Origin of the sequence: Paracoccus angustae (assembly GCF_042648745.1) — a bacterium.
Lineage (GTDB): Bacteria > Pseudomonadota > Alphaproteobacteria > Rhodobacterales > Rhodobacteraceae > Paracoccus > Paracoccus angustae.
Window position 1 is genome coordinate 228,959 of the sequence record NZ_JBHRXY010000003.1, and the last position, 14,283, is coordinate 243,241.

General features: G+C 69.3%; 17 protein-coding genes. 8 read left to right on the forward strand and 9 right to left on the reverse strand.

Annotation, left to right across the window (positions count from 1 at the left end; translation table 11 throughout):
* Window positions 1–6: 6 nt before the first annotated feature.
* Both ACFOM8_RS06675 and nagA read left to right on the forward strand, forming a co-directional pair.
* Complete coding sequence (locus ACFOM8_RS06675; RefSeq protein WP_377760465.1) at window positions 7–843, forward strand: BadF/BadG/BcrA/BcrD ATPase family protein; 837 nt, start codon at window positions 7–9, stop codon at window positions 841–843.
* Window positions 840–1,964, forward strand: a complete 1,125-nt coding sequence (gene nagA, locus ACFOM8_RS06680) for an N-acetylglucosamine-6-phosphate deacetylase (protein WP_377760467.1) — start codon at window positions 840–842, stop codon at window positions 1,962–1,964. The genes ACFOM8_RS06675 and nagA overlap by 4 nt, the downstream gene beginning before the upstream one ends.
* Here nagA and ilvD read toward each other — a convergent pair.
* The 6 genes from ilvD to ACFOM8_RS06710 form a co-directional block, all read right to left on the reverse strand.
* Window positions 1,951–3,789, reverse strand: a complete 1,839-nt coding sequence (gene ilvD / locus ACFOM8_RS06685) for a dihydroxy-acid dehydratase (protein WP_377760469.1) — start codon at window positions 3,787–3,789, stop codon at window positions 1,951–1,953. The genes nagA and ilvD overlap by 14 nt on opposite strands.
* Before the next feature lie 92 nt (window positions 3,790–3,881).
* The gene (locus ACFOM8_RS06690) at window positions 3,882–4,196 is read right to left on the reverse strand and encodes a DMT family transporter (protein WP_377760471.1); all 315 of its coding nucleotides are present in this window, start codon (window positions 4,194–4,196) and stop codon (window positions 3,882–3,884) included.
* 92 nt (window positions 4,197–4,288) lie between these two features.
* Window positions 4,289–4,774 (reverse strand): pyridoxamine 5'-phosphate oxidase family protein, encoded by a 486-nt coding sequence (locus tag ACFOM8_RS06695; protein ID WP_377760473.1) that lies wholly within the window; start codon window positions 4,772–4,774, stop codon window positions 4,289–4,291.
* 221 nt (window positions 4,775–4,995) lie between these two features.
* Entirely contained in the window at window positions 4,996–6,195 is a 1,200-nt protein-coding gene (locus ACFOM8_RS06700; protein WP_377760474.1) for a UbiH/UbiF family hydroxylase, read from the reverse strand.
* A 10-nt stretch (window positions 6,196–6,205) separates the two neighbouring features.
* Window positions 6,206–6,391 (reverse strand): hypothetical protein, encoded by a 186-nt coding sequence (locus ACFOM8_RS06705; RefSeq protein WP_377760476.1) that lies wholly within the window; start codon window positions 6,389–6,391, stop codon window positions 6,206–6,208.
* Between the two features lie 46 nt (window positions 6,392–6,437).
* Window positions 6,438–7,130, reverse strand: a complete 693-nt coding sequence (locus ACFOM8_RS06710) for a pyrimidine 5'-nucleotidase (protein ID WP_377760477.1) — start codon at window positions 7,128–7,130, stop codon at window positions 6,438–6,440.
* 66 nt (window positions 7,131–7,196) lie between these two features.
* Here ACFOM8_RS06710 and ACFOM8_RS06715 point away from each other — a divergent pair, with 66 nt between their 5' ends.
* Genes ACFOM8_RS06715 through ACFOM8_RS06725 form a run of 3 tightly spaced genes read left to right on the forward strand, consistent with a single transcriptional unit; the run spans window position 7,197 to window position 9,101 of the window.
* Window positions 7,197–7,823 (forward strand): GntR family transcriptional regulator, encoded by a 627-nt coding sequence (locus ACFOM8_RS06715; RefSeq protein WP_377760479.1) that lies wholly within the window; start codon window positions 7,197–7,199, stop codon window positions 7,821–7,823.
* Window positions 7,816–8,451, forward strand: coding sequence for a DNA-3-methyladenine glycosylase family protein (locus ACFOM8_RS06720; RefSeq protein ID WP_377760481.1), 636 nt, complete (start codon window positions 7,816–7,818; stop codon window positions 8,449–8,451). The genes ACFOM8_RS06715 and ACFOM8_RS06720 overlap by 8 nt, the downstream gene beginning before the upstream one ends.
* A complete protein-coding gene (locus ACFOM8_RS06725) occupies window positions 8,448–9,101 on the forward strand; it encodes an alpha/beta hydrolase (RefSeq protein WP_377760483.1) in 654 nt (217 codons plus the stop codon). Before ACFOM8_RS06720 ends, ACFOM8_RS06725 begins: the two co-directional genes overlap by 4 nt.
* 52 nt (window positions 9,102–9,153) lie before the next feature.
* On the opposite strand, the gene ACFOM8_RS06730 is transcribed toward ACFOM8_RS06725, so the two are convergent.
* Window positions 9,154–9,579, reverse strand: coding sequence for a VOC family protein (locus ACFOM8_RS06730; protein ID WP_377760485.1), 426 nt, complete (start codon window positions 9,577–9,579; stop codon window positions 9,154–9,156).
* Window positions 9,580–9,766: 187 nt separating this feature from the next.
* Between ACFOM8_RS06730 and ACFOM8_RS06735 the strand changes: the two genes are divergently transcribed.
* Window positions 9,767–10,366, forward strand: coding sequence for an HNH endonuclease (locus ACFOM8_RS06735; RefSeq protein WP_377760487.1), 600 nt, complete (start codon window positions 9,767–9,769; stop codon window positions 10,364–10,366).
* Window positions 10,367–10,371: 5 nt separating this feature from the next.
* On the opposite strand, the gene ACFOM8_RS06740 is transcribed toward ACFOM8_RS06735, so the two are convergent.
* Complete coding sequence (locus tag ACFOM8_RS06740; RefSeq protein ID WP_377760489.1) at window positions 10,372–10,545, reverse strand: hypothetical protein; 174 nt, start codon at window positions 10,543–10,545, stop codon at window positions 10,372–10,374.
* A 112-nt stretch (window positions 10,546–10,657) separates the two neighbouring features.
* A complete protein-coding gene (gene dapA / locus ACFOM8_RS06745) occupies window positions 10,658–11,533 on the reverse strand; it encodes a 4-hydroxy-tetrahydrodipicolinate synthase (RefSeq protein ID WP_377760490.1) in 876 nt (291 codons plus the stop codon).
* 111 nt (window positions 11,534–11,644) lie between these two features.
* Here dapA and ACFOM8_RS06750 point away from each other — a divergent pair, with 111 nt between their 5' ends.
* Complete coding sequence (locus ACFOM8_RS06750) at window positions 11,645–13,708, forward strand: lytic transglycosylase domain-containing protein (RefSeq protein WP_377760492.1); 2,064 nt, start codon at window positions 11,645–11,647, stop codon at window positions 13,706–13,708.
* 60 nt (window positions 13,709–13,768) lie between these two features.
* Entirely contained in the window at window positions 13,769–14,269 is a 501-nt protein-coding gene (locus tag ACFOM8_RS06755) for a GNAT family N-acetyltransferase (RefSeq protein ID WP_377760494.1), read from the forward strand.
* Window positions 14,270–14,283: the final 14 nt, after the last annotated feature.

A 14,283-nucleotide genomic window follows, 5' to 3' on the forward strand; every position in this document is an offset into this window, starting at 1 on the left:
CAGCGGATGGCGTTCTTTCTGGGAATCGACGGCGGCGGCACCGGATGCCGCGCGGCGCTGGCCGATGCCGACGGCCGGATCATGGGTCAGGGCCGGGGCGGGCCCGCCAATATCAACACCGATGTCGAGGGCGCGGCGGCCAACATCCTGGCCGCCACCGCCGAGGCCCTGGAAGGCACCGGCGCCGATCCCCGCGATCTGATCGCCACGCTGGGCCTTGCGGGCGGCACGATAACGGCGGCAACCGAACGGCTGGCCTTGCTGCTGCCCTTTGCGCGGATGCGGATCGTCAACGACGCGGTTACGGCGGCGCGCGGGGCGCTTGGAACCCGGGACGGGATCCTTGCCGCGATGGGCACCGGGTCGGTCTTCGCCGTGCAGCGCGGCGGCGTCCTGCGCCAGGTCGGCGGGCGCGGCTTCCTGATGGGCGACGAGGGGTCGGGCGCGGTGCTGGGCCGGGCGCTGCTGGCCTTGGCGATGCGGGCCGAGGACGGGTTCGCCGACATGACCCCGCTGCTGCAACAGATCCTCGAGGAATCGGGCGGCATCGAGGGGATCATCCGCTTTGGCAACAGCGCCCGCCCCGCCGATTTCGCGGCCTTTGCCCCGCGCATCGTCTCGGGCGAGGATCCGGCGGCGCGGCAGGTCTTTGATTTGGCGGTGGCCGAAGTCCGCCACATCCTGACCGTGCTGCAAGGCGACGAACCCTTGCCGGTGGTCTTCGTGGGCGGGCTTGGCCCGGCCTATGCGGCGCGGCTGACGGACTGGCCCCAGCGGCCCGCGATGGGCTCGGGGACGGACGGTGCCCTGCTGATGGCGCGGCAGATGGCCGGGGCGGCATGACCGTTCTTGCCCCGACGCGCATCTTCGATGGCCAGCGGTTCCTGACCGATCATGCCGTGGCGATCAAGGGCGACCGCATCGCGGCGATCCTGCCGACAGCCGAGGCCGGGCCGGTCGCGCGGCTGGAGGGCACGCTGGCCCCCGGCTTCATCGACTTGCAGGTGAACGGCGGAAACGGGCTGATGGTGGGCGGCGACACGGACGCGGCGGCGCTGCGCCAGATCTGCGCCGCTCATCTGCGGCTTGGCTGCGCGGGGGTGCTGCCGACGCTGATCACCGACACGCCCCAAGCGACCGCAGCGGTTATCGCCGCGGGTCTCCGCGCGGTGAACACGCCCGGCTTCCTGGGCCTGCATCTGGAAGGCCCGCATCTCGACCCCCGCCGCCACGGCGCCCACGACCCGTCGCTGATCCGGCCCATGGAGGCTGACGACCTAGCGCGCCTCTGCGACGCCGCCCGCGGCTTGCCGGTGCTGATGGTGACGCTGGCGCCTGAAGCCGCCGCGCCGGACCAGATCGCCACGCTGTCCCGCGCGGGCGTCATCGTCAGCTTGGGCCATACCGATTGCGACTACGACACCGCCCGCACGGCCTTCGCGGCGGGCGCGCGGCTGGCCACGCATCTGTTCAACGCCATGAGCCCCATGGGCCACCGCGCGCCCGGCCTGGTCGGCGCGGTGCTGGCGGGAAACGCCCATGCCGGGCTGATCGCGGACGGGATCCACGTGCATCCGGCAGTCCTGCGCGCGGCCCTGGCGGCGCGGCGCGAAGGCATCTTCCTGGTCACGGACTGCATGGCGTTTGCGGGCACCGACCTGACCGCCATGACGTTGGCGGGCCGCACCATCCGCCGCCGCGAAGGTCGGCTGACGCTGGCCGACGGAACGCTGGCCGGGGCGGACCTGCGCATGGATCAGGCAATCGGGGTGCTGGTGGAACAGGTCGGCATTGCACCGGAACGCGCGCTTGCGATGGCCACGTCGGAACCGGCCCGCGCCGCCGGGCTGTCCGACGGATACGGCGCGCTGCGGGAAGGCAGGCGCGCCGATCTGGTGCTTCTGGACGATGCGTGGCGCCTGCGGTCCGTCTGGACCGCAGGGCAGCCGGTCATTCCGGGATGACGCGCACCGCGCCGCGCGCGGCGCTGGTGGTCAGCGCGGCATAGGCGCGCAGCGCGGTAGACACCTGGCGCTGGCGGGGCTTGGCGGGCTTCCAGCCCTGGGCCTCGCGCTGCGCCCGGCGGGCGGCCAGGGTCGCATCGTCCACGTCCAGGTGGATCACCCGGTTCGGGATGTCGATCACGATCCGGTCGCCCTGTTCCACCAGGCCGATGGTGCCGCCTTCCGCCGCCTCGGGCGAGACATGGCCGATCGACAGCCCGGACGAGCCGCCCGAGAAGCGCCCGTCCGTCACCAGCGCGCAGGCCTTGCCCAGGCCCTTCGACTTCAGGTAGCTGGTTGGATACAGCATTTCCTGCATCCCCGGACCGCCCCGCGGGCCTTCGTAACGGATCAGCACGATTTCGCCCGGCACGACCTTGCCGGTCAGGATCGCGGACACGGCGTCGTCCTGGCTTTCAAAGATATGCGCGCTGCCGGTGAAGGTCAGGATGGATTCGTCCACCCCCGCCGTTTTCACGATGCAGCCATCCTCGGCCAGGTTGCCATACAGCACCGCCAGCCCGCCGTCCCGCGAAAACGCGTGTTCCGCGGTGCGGATCACGCCGCCCTTCCGGTCCGTATCCACCGAATCGTAGCGCCGGTCCTGCGAAAACGCGACCTGCGTGGGCACCCCGCCCGGCGCGGCGCGATAAAAGTCGTGGACCGAGGCCGCGTCGGTGCGCATCACGTCCCAGCGGTCCAGCGCCTCGGCCAGGGAACCCGCATGGACGCTGCCGACACCGGTGTGCAGCAGACCGGCGCGGTCCAGTTCGCCCAGGATGCCCATGATGCCGCCCGCGCGGTGGACATCCTCCATATGCACGTCGTCCTTGGCGGGGGCGACCTTGCACAGGACCGGCACGCGCCGCGACAGGCGGTCGATGTCGGACATGGTGAAATCGACGCCGCCCTCGTGCGCGGCGGCCAGCAGGTGCAGCACCGTGTTGGTGGACCCGCCCATGGCGATGTCCAGGGTCATCGCGTTCTCGAAGGCCTCGAAACTGGCAATGGAGCGCGGCAGCACCGAGGCGTCGTCGCCTTCATAGAAACGGCGCGCCAGATCGACGATCAGGTGGCCCGCCTCGACGAACAGGCGCTTGCGGTCGGCATGGGTGGCCAGCGTCGATCCGTTGCCGGGCAGCGCAAGGCCCAACGCCTCGGTCAGGCAGTTCATGGAGTTGGCGGTGAACATGCCCGAGCAGGATCCGCAGGTCGGGCAAGCGGACCGCTCGATGGTTTCCACATCGGCGTCCGACACGGTGTCGTCGGCGGCGGCGACCATGGCGTCCACCAGATCCAGCGCCTTGACCTTGCCGCTTTCCAGCACGACCTTGCCGGCCTCCATCGGGCCGCCGGACACGAAGACGACCGGAATGTTCAGCCGCAGCGCGGCCATCAGCATCCCCGGCGTGATCTTGTCGCAGTTGGAAATGCAGACCATCGCGTCGGCGCAATGGGCGTTGACCATGTATTCCACCGAATCCGCGATGATCTCTCGCGAGGGCAGCGAATACAGCATTCCGTCATGGCCCATGGCGATGCCGTCATCGACCGCGATGGTGTTGAATTCCTTGGCGATGCCGCCCGCCGCCTCGACCTCGCGGGCGACAAGCTGGCCCAGATCCTTCAGATGGACATGGCCGGGCACGAACTGGGTGAAGCTGTTGACGACCGCGATGATCGGCTTGCCGAAATCGCTGTCCTTCACCCCGGTCGCCCGCCACAGGCCGCGCGCGCCCGCCATGTTGCGGCCGTGGGTGGTGGTGCGGGAACGATACGCGGGCATGGCTTGAGTCTCCTGTGGCTGGCGGGCGGTTTACCACCGTTGGCGGCGGAAGGAAATTGCCGAATGCGTGCGTTTTGGGTTCGTTTAAGCCGTCACGACGCCAATTTCATCATGACAATGCCTGCAACGATCAGCCCGGCCGCCAGCAGACGCGCGGGCGTGACGGGTTCGCCGAACAGCGCGATGCCCACCAGGAACGCGCCCACGGCCCCGATGCCGACCCAGACGGTGTAGGCCGTGCCCAGCGGCAGGGCCCGCATCGCCACGGCCAGCAGCCAGAACGACGCCACCATGCCCACGGCCATGACGGCCGTGGGAAGGATGCGGGTAAAGCCCGCGGATTGCTTCATTGCCGTCGCCCAGACGATTTCCAGAAGACCGGCGAGGACAAGATAGAACCAGGCCATGACAACCTCTCGTGTTTCCGGGCCGTCCCGGCGCAGTTGCCCATGTTGGGGAGGTCGTCCTCTGGCCTCCCTAGATACGGCTGCGCGCCGCGCTATTCAAGGCGATCCACCTTGGCATTCTCGACCAGTTCGGTTTTGGCGCCCAGCAGGCGTTCGGCCAGCATCTTCGCGCCACTGACAAGCAGGTTGCTGCCGTCCCACAACTCGGCCGAAAGGGGCCGGACGGTGATCACCCGCAGGTCGGGATTGTCGGGAGACTTGAAAAAGGTCTCGTCAGACAGGCGCCAGACATCGCGCGCCTTGGCGGGATCGTGGCTGGCCTGGGCCGTGCCGTTGATGACAACGTAATCGTTGGCGCGCTCGTCGGAAAAGGCCAGCGAAACGTGGGGGTTGGCAGCGATCTGGTCCAGCTTGCAGCCCTTGGTGTCGGACAGGATGAAGATCGCGCCCTCGTCCCGGCGGACGCGGGCGTAGACGGGGCGGACCCGCTGGCCGTTCCCGTCGCGTGTCACGAACATGCAGGGATCCAGCTTGTCCGCGAGGGTCCAGATGCGGTCTATGACATCGGGGTCGGGCATGGGGAGCCTCCGGTCTGCGATAACGGACGAACGCACAAGGCGCGGGCGATGTTCCGGGGCAGGCCCGGACCCGACCGGGAAACGCATGTGTTTTTCCCGCTGTTTTCCCCATGCGCGCCCGCGCCAAGGGGAACCGGCGCGGCCCCATCAACAGGCCGGTGGCCGGCCGCGGGGCGGCCATGAGGTCGCGCGGCAAAGGCGATGGCCCTTGCCGATCGACGTTATCGCATCCCCAACCCGGCCCGCATCATCAGACGCCGCACCGGCGCGATGCCGTACAGCCCGCCAAGCGCCGCCGCGCGCAGGTCGCGCAGGGGGCGCAGGGATGCCTGGCTTGCGCGGTTCAGCGCGTCGATGCCCAGCAGGCGGGCATAAGCCTCGGGGCGGCGGGCGCGGTCATAGGCGGCAAGGCCCGCCGCATCGCCCGGCTCGTCGCCCGACAGGTCGATCAGCGCGGACAGATCGGCCAGGCTCATGTTCAGGCCCTGCGCACCGATGGGCGGAACGACATGGGCGGCCTCGGCGATCAGGGCCGTGCGGGGTCCGGCGAAGCGGTCGGCGATCTGGCTGATGATCGGCCATTGCGTCAGGCGCGTGGCAAGCGTCAGGCGGCCCAGGACGCCTGCGGAGCGGGCGTTTAGTTCCGCCCCGAAGGCATCGGGCGGCAGGGCGGCGAGGCGGGCGGCCTCGCGGCCATTCTCCATCCAGACCACCGCCGAGCAGGGCTTTCCGTCCCGGTCGGGCAAAGGCACCAGCGTGAACGGCCCGCCAGAGCGGTGGATCTCGGTCGAGACGTTGCCGTGCGGCACGTCATGCGTGACGGCGAATGCCAGCGCCTTCTGGCCATAGCGGAAGGTCCGCACGCCGATGCCGAGCGCTTGGCGCACCGGCGAATCGCGCCCGTCCGCGCCGACCAGCAGCCGCGCCCGGACGCGGCGCCCGTCGGTCAGCGTGACAAAGGCGCCTTCATCACGCGCCAGGACGCCCGCCGTGCCGGTGCCGGGCTGGAAGCGGACATTCTCCATCCCGGCCAGCCGGGCCGAAATCTCGCGCCGCAGAAGCCAGTTGGGCAGGTTCCAGCCGAAGGGCTGGTCGCCGATCTCGGACGCGTCGAAGTCGCGGACCAGCCGCGCCACGGGCCGCGCGCCGCCCGCATCGACGATGCGCATGACCTGCAAGGGCGTGGCATGGGGCAGCAGGCGGTCCCACAGGCCGATCCGCCGCAGCAGCGAAACCGAAGGCGTCAGAAAGGCGGTGGTGCGCAGGTCGGCGCCTTCGGCCTCTTCGGCGGTGACGGGCGGGGCGGGATCGACGCAAAGGGTCGAAAAACCCTGCACGCCAAAGGCCGCCGCCGTGATCAGCCCGGCGATGCCGCCGCCCGAGACCAGGATGTCGGTCCGCTGGATGTCGCCTGCGATCATGTGCCGCGGCCTAGTTTCCGGCTGTGAACAGCAGCATTGCCGCGAAAACCGCCACCGTCAGCGCCAGGCCCAGCAGGCCCAGCACGGGCAGGCCGAACTGGACAACGGCCAGAACGGCAATGGCAAGAACGGCCAGCAGCAGGGCAACGGCCCGGACGGTCTGGCGGTTTCCGCTTTTGTCGGCGGTATGGGTCATGGCAAACCTATGGGATGGATGCGCGTCCGGCGGCATTGTGGCGCAATCAGCCCTGGCCCGCAATGCGGCGAAGGAACGCAGTCAGATCATGGACATGATGATCGACATGGGCGGGCACCGCGCCCGTCATCGCGTCCGGTCCGTGCCGCCCCGGCCCAACCAGGATCGTGCGCATCCCCAGGTCGTGCGGAACCGCCAGGTTGCGGGGATCGTCCTCGAAAAAGGCGGCGCGGGTCGGGTCGATGCCGGCCGTCCCGATCACGATGCGGAACGCCTCGGGCCGGGGCTTGGGGTGGAACCGGGTTTCGGCGATGCCGTAGATCGCCTCGAAGACGGGGGCGGGCACGTCGTCGTCAACGGTGCCGATGCCCCGCGCCCGCAGCACCTTGGCCGCATAGGCGGCATCGGCATTGGTATGGACCAGCTTGCGTCCGGGCAGCGCGGCGATGGCGGCGGCCAGGTCGGGGGCGGGCAGCAGGGGGGCCAGGTCGATGTCGTGAACATCGTCCAGATAGGCCACGGGGTCGATGGCATGTTCGGCCATCAGCCCAGCCAGGGTGGTGCCGTGCCGCGCCCACCAGTCGCGCCGCATCTGGTCGGCGGCGTCGCGTTCGATCGCCAGCGTGCGCATGACATAGTCCGTCATCCGCGCCTCGATCTGCGGAAACAGCGCCATTTCGGGCGGGTAAAGCGTGTTGTCCAGATCGAAGATCCAGGTATCGACATGCGCGAAATCCATGCCCGCCTGCCTAGCCCTTCAACAGCAAGCTTGCAATCGCCCAAGGGCCGGCCAATCGTGCTGCCCATGAAGGACGCATATTCCCTGATCCTCGCCGCGATCGAAGCCGGCACCTATCGCCCCGGCGACCGGCTGGTCGAATCGGAACTGGCCGAACGCTTCGGCGTCAGCCGCACCCCGGTCCGGGAAGCGTTGCAGCGGCTGGAAACCCAGGCCATGCTGGTCCGCGACGGGCGCAGCCTGATCGTCGCATCCCTGGATCACAACCAGCTGGCCGAGCTTTACACCGTCCGGGCCGAACTCGAGGCCCTGGCCGCCCGCCTGGCCGCCCGCCACGCCACGCCCGAGGAGGTGCGCGTCCTGGCCCAGATGGTCGCCGACGACCAGCGCGCCGTCCGCGACCCCGAGGCGCTGGCCCGCGCGAACAAGCGGTTCCACCACCAGATCCACCTGGCGTCCCACAACCGCTATCTGGTCCAGCAGCTTGACCTGGTGCATCGGACCATGGCGCTGATGGCCAAGACCTCGCTTGCCGCCGAGGGGCGGGGCGAGACGGCCCTGGCCGAACACAAGCGCATCGTGGACGCCATCGCGGCGGGGGACGGGGCGGCGGCGGACAAGGCGCTGCGCCAGCATATCTCGATGGCCTGGGAAACGCGGCTGAAGCTGGAGGCGGCGGTGGACCGTGACTGACACGCCGCGCCTGGTCCAGTCGGACGCCGACCTGGCCGAAGGCCTGGCGCATCTGACAGCCGTCTGCCCGGTCTGGGCGCGCGTGGCGCCCGACCTTGGCCCGCTGCCCCTGCTGCGCCGCCCCGACGGCTTTGCGGCCCTGGCCGATGCGGTGGTGGGGCAGCTCATCTCGACCGGGGCCGCGGCCACCATTTCGGGCCGGCTGACCGCGGCGGGACTGATGACGCCCGAAGCCATGGCCGCGGCGCCCGAGGAGGCGCTGCGCGCGATGGGCCTGCCCCGGTCCAAGGCGCGCTGGCTGAAGGGCATCGCCGCGGCCGGGCTGGACTGGGACGGTTTGCGCGCCCTGCCCGACGATCAGGCCGCGGCCACGCTGACCGCCCTGCCCGGCATTGGGTCTTGGACGGCGGAAATCTATCTGAAGATGGCGCTTGGCCGCGCAGACGTCTTCGCGGCGGGCGACCTGGCGCTGCAAGAGGCGGCGCGATTGATGTACGGCCTTTCCGGCCGCCCCACCGCCGCCGTTCTGCGCCGGATGGCCGAACCCTGGCGGCCCTGGCGCGCGGTTGCGGCCCGAGGGCTGTGGGCCTATTACCTGCGGGCCAAAGGCCGCGAGGGAATCCGATGACCGTTCTGAAATCCGCCCGCAAGGGCCCGTCCAAGGCCGATGCGGTCGTGGTCTTCCTGCATGGCTATGGCGCGGACGGCGCCGACCTGCTGGGCCTGGCCGATCCCCTGGCGCCGCATCTGCCGGGCGTGGCCTTCCACGCCCCAGACGCCCCGGAACGCAGCGTCAACAACCCCTTCGGATACCAGTGGTTTCCGATCCCCTGGCTGGACGGCTCGACCGAGGCGCAGGCGAGGGAAGCCATGGGGCATTCCGTCGGGCTGCTGAACGCCTGGCTGGACCGGGTGCTGGCCGACGAGGGGCTGACGGCGGACCGGATGGTCGTGGTGGGCTTTTCCCAGGGCACGATGATGGCGCTGCATGTGCTGCCCCGCCGCGACGAGCCGGTGGCGGGGATCGTCGGATTTTCGGGCCGGTTGCTGGCCCCGGAACTGCTGGCGGCCGAGGCGAAGGTCAAGCCGCCCGTGCTGCTGCTGCACGGCGACCAGGATCCCATGGTGCCCTTCCAGGACATGCAGCTTGCCGGCGAGGCTTTGGAGGCCGCGGGCTTCACGGTTTACGGCCACGTGATGAAGGGCGCCGGGCATGGAATATCGCCGGACGGGCTGTCGGCAGCGCTGAGCTTCGTGAAGGACCGCCTGGGGAAATAGCCGGGGGCCAGCCCCCGGACCCCCGGGATATTTGGACAAAGATGAAAAGGTGTCAGGTCCAGATCGCCGGATCGGCCAGTTCGATCGAATTGCCCGCCGGATCGCGCAGATAGATCGACCGCGCGCCGTTCGGCCAATGGAAATCGGCCTCGATGGCGATGCCCCGCGCGGTCAGGTGGGCGCGCCAGGCGTCCAGCCGGTCGGGCGCGACGGCCAGGCAGAAATGCCCGGGTCCCCGCGCGCCATGCGGAGGAACGGGCAGCCTTGCGTCGGGCCTTGGCGGCTGTTCGGTGGCGGAAGGGTTGAAGACCAGCAACACCTGCGACGCCGTGACGCGAAAGAACACATGCCGGCCCGACACGGTCTGGAACGGCTGCAATCCCATCACGTCGCGCCAGAAGATCGTGGCGGCGTCCAGATCCTCGGCGTAAAGCGCGGATTCCAATGTGCCAAGCACGGCAAGGGGTGTTTCGGCCATGGCCCGCAGCCTGCCATGCGGGCCGGCATCCCGCAACCGTCATGGCGCTGTTACCGGTCAGGATTATCCCGGCAGGGAAACCGGATAGATCCGGGGGCTTGCCAGACGCCGGACACGATATATAGTCATGGCCACGGATCTGACGGGCGCCCCCGGTGAACCCCATGGGGGCAGGCGGGAAGGTGGCATGCTGGACGAGCGACATCAGGCGGATTTTCGGACCCAGTTCGTGCGCGAGCCCGCAAGCCTGCGCCATTATCCCGCGCTGGTGCTGAACGCGGACTATCGGCCGCTCAGCTATTACCCGCTGTCGCTTTGGCCATGGCAAGAGGCGATCAAGGCGGCCTTTCTGGACCGGGTGGACATCATCGCCCAATATGACGAGGTCGTCCGAAGTCAGCGCCAGGCGTTCAGGCTGCCCTCGGTCGTTGTTTTGAAAGACTATGTGAAACCCCAGAAGCGCGTGGCCTTCACGCGCTTCAATCTTTTCCTGCGGGACGAATTCTGCTGCCAGTATTGCGGGGCCAAGGGCGATCTGACCTTTGATCATGTCGTGCCCCGGTCGCGCGGCGGCGTCACGAGCTGGGACAACGTGGTGGCCGCCTGTTCGCCCTGCAACCTGCGCAAGGCCAACCGCAGCCTGCGCCATTCGGGGATGAGCCTGCGCCGCAAGCCCCGTCAGCCGTCCCCCGAGGAAATGCACGCGGCGGGCCGGCGTTTCCCGCCGAATCACCTCCATGACAGCTGGATGGATTACCTTTACTGGGACGCCGAACTGGAAAGCTGAGGGGCTCAGGCGTCGTGGTCGTGCCGGTCGCCCTGGGACAGGTGCAGGGCCGCGGCGGCCGACAGCGTGACCATCGCCAGCACCGCCACGGGCGCACCGGCGGAAAAGGCCGCCCACAGCGTCAGCGCGGCGACAAGGATGACTGCGGCGATCAGAACCAGAAAATGCGGCAAGGGCATGGCAGGGCGTCTCCTCTCGTTCAATATGGGAGGAAGAAACCGCTTTGAAAAGAAGATGCGAAAAATGCGCGCGAGAATCCCGCGCATTCACGCCATCGTCAGGAAAAAGCCGTCAGATCAGCCCGGCATGCTCCAGCGCCGCGTCGATCAGGCGGCGGGTGGGTTCGGTCAGCGGCACCAGGGGCAGGCGGACGCGTTCGTCGCAAAGCCCCAGACGGGACATCGCGTATTTCGCGCCGACCAGCCCCGGCTCGACAAAAATCGCGACATGCAGGGGCATCAGCCGGTCCTGGTATTGCAGCGCGCGCGCGTAATCGCCCGCCAGCGTAGCCTGCTGGAATTCGGCGCACAGCCTCGGGGCCACGTTCGCCGTGACGCTGATGCAGCCCACGCCGCCATGGGCGTTGAAGCCGAGCGCGGTGGCGTCCTCGCCCGACAGCTGCACGAAATCCGCTCCGCAGGCGATGCGCTGCTGGCTCACCCGCTCCAGCTTGCCGGTGGCGTCCTTGACGCCGATGATCGTGGGCAGCCTGGCCAGTTCGCCCATCGTTTCGGGCGTCATGTCCACGACCGAGCGGCCGGGGATGTTGTAGATGATGATCGGCAGGTCCGAGGCCTCGGCCAGGGCGGCGTAATGGGCGATCAGGCCCGCCTGCGTGGGCTTGTTGTAATAGGGCGTCACCACCAGGGCGGCGTCGGCGCCCACCTCGGCCGCGTGGCGGATCAGGCCGATGCCTTCGCGGGTCGAGTTCGATCCCGCGCCCGCGATCACCGGGATTCGGCCATCGACGGCGCGCACGACCTCCTCGATCACCAGGCGGTGTTCGTCATGGGTCAGCGTCGGGCTTTCGCCGGTGGTGCCGACGGGCACCAGGCCGTGGCTGCCCTGGTCGATATGCCAGTCGACCAGCTTTTTCAGCGTGTCCAGGTCCAGCTCGCCGTCCGGGGTGAACGGCGTGACCAGTGCGGGCAGGGATCCCTTGAACATGACACGCTTCCTTGCAGGTGGTATGGATTGCGCGCCTGATTAACGGGGCAAGCGGAACTTGCCAAGGTTGTGAATTGCGTCCCATGGCCTTGGCGGCGACACAGGGTGGTGATGCGACTTCTGCGCGACATGCTGGCCGCCGGGCTGCTGGCCCTTGCGACCCTTGCCCCCGCCCGGGCCGAGGATCCGGGCGCCATGGCGCTGGCCCTGTCGGCGGCGGATGCGCGCGATTGGGTCACGGCCCGCGATGCCGCCCGCCGGTCTGGCCCCTTGGCCGAGGCCCTGGTCGGCTGGCAGGCCCTGCGGGCGGGCCACGGCGCCATCGGCGATTACATCGGCTTCGCGCGCGCCCATGGCGACTGGCCGGGGCTTGCGCTGCTGCGCGAACGCGGGGACGCGAAGCTGCGGCCCGACCTGCCCCCGCAGGACATCCGCGGCTGGTTCGGGGACCGCCTGCCCGACACGCTGGCGGGCGAGACCGCCTTTCTGGCCGCGCTTGATCCCGCCGCCGCCAAGGCCGAACGCGCGCGGTTCTGGACAACCGTTCCCCTGACCGCGCCCGAGGAAGCGGCCTTTCTTCAAGCCCACGGCCCCGAGCTGGCGCCCCTGATGACCGCGCGGGCCGTGGCGATGCTGGACCGCCAGGAATGGGCGCAGGCCGAACGGCTGCTGCCCCGCCTGCCGGAACCCGACCGCCCGCTGCTGGCCGCGCGGATCGCCCTGCAAGCCGGGCGGACAGGGGTGGACGACCTGATCCTGGCCCTGCCGCCCGCCGTGCGCACCGATCCCGGCCTGACCATGGACCGCTTCCTGTGGCGGGTCCGCGCCAAGCAGCACGAGGGCGCGCAGGCCCTGATGCTCGAGGCCTCAACCGATGCCCGCAGGCTGCGCGACCCGGCTGTCTGGGCGCCCATGCGGGTGGATTACGCGCGCATGGCGATGCGCCGTGGCGATTGGGCGCAAGCCGAGGCGCTGGCGCGGCCGCACTTCCTGCCGCCCAAGAACCGCCATTACGCGGATCTGGAATGGCTGGCGGGCTTTGCCGCATTGAAACGGGACGCGGCGGACCGGGCGCTGGCGCATTTCCGGCATCTGGAAACCGTGGTGGGCAGCCAGATCAGCAAATCCCGCGCCTTTTATTGGCAAGGGCGCGCGCATCGGGCGCTTGGCGACCGGCAGGCGGCGGACGCGGCCTATGCGCAGGCGGCGCTGATGCCCGGCACCTATTACGGCCAGCTTGCCGCCGAACAGGTCGGCGCCCCGATGCCCGCCGATTACGCCGCCCCCGGCCCCCTGCCCGACTGGCGCGGCGCGCCCCTGGGCGGCAGCGGCGTCTTCCAGGCAGGGCTGTGGCTGCTGGCGACGGGACGGCCGGACGAGGCGCAGCGGTTCTTTCTGCACCTGTCTGAAACCGCCGACCCGCAGGACACCCTGCGCATGGCCCGCCTGATGGCCGAGGCGGACATGCCCTGGCACGCCCTGCGCCTGTCGAAACGCGCCGCCGACAAGGGCGTGATCCACCCCGCCGCGCATTTCCCGCTGACGGAGCTTCGGGATGCCGACCTGGAGGTGCCGCCCGAACTGGTGCTGTCCATCGCCCGCCAGGAGTCCGAATTCAACCCCGCCGCCCGCAGCCCGGTGGGCGCGCGCGGGCTGATGCAGGTGATGCCCGAGACCGCCCGGCAGATGGCCCGCGAGATCCGCGAACCCTTCGACCTGGCGCGGCTGACCACGGACGGGGCCTACAACGCCCGGCTTGGCGCGGCCTATCTGGCCGGCTTGCGCGACCGCTTTGGCGCGTCCACGGCGCTGACGGCCGCGGGCTACAACGCCGGACCGGGGCGCCCGGTGCGCTGGCTGCGCGACCACGGCGACCTGCGCCGGGACGCGGATCCGGTGGACTGGGTCGAGCTGATCCCCTTTGACGAAACCCGCAACTATGTCATGCGCGTGACCGAGGCGATGCCCATCTACCGCGCCCGCCTCCACGGGAAACCCGCCCCTCTTGTGCCGACCTGGGATCTGACCGGCGGCGGGCTGATGCCGCCCCCCGAGGCGCGGCTGACCCTGGCCCTGTCGCGGCGTCCGGCGGCAAAGCCGTTCATCGGGCCGGTGCTGCCGGAAGGATGGGCGCCCGTGGCGGTCGAGGCATCGGCGTCGGTCGCGGGGGAATGACGGCCCTGCGGACGAAGCGGACGGTCAGACCCTATTGATTTACACTCGGACGGCCCGGGAATGACCGCGATCCCCACGCTTATCACCAAGCGCCTGTTGCTCCGCCCGATGTCGGTCGATGATTGGGAGCCTTATTCTGCGCTGATGCTATCCGAACGCGCCCGATACATGGGCGGACCATTTTCAGTGAGGGCGGCTTGGGGCATGTTCTGCGCGGATCATGCACAATGGGATCTGTTCGGTGCCGGAGCATTGATGCTTGAAGAACGGAATAACGGCATCCTTCTTGGCCAAGTAGGTATCAACTCTGGGCCACTGTTTCCCGAACAGGAGATAGGCTGGCTTGTTTTTCCAGAAGCCGAAGGGCGCGGATACGCGTTTGAAGCCGCCTTCGCTTTGCTGCATTGGGCGAAGAACGTGAGGCGGTTGCAAACGCTGGTCAGCTATGTCGATCCGCAGAATGACCGTTCGCGCAGGCTGGCGGAACGGCTGGGGGCAACTCTTGACGGAAATGCCCCGCGCCCCGATCCAACCGACCTCGTCTACAGGCACTTCGCCTGATCGTCCGCAAAGGG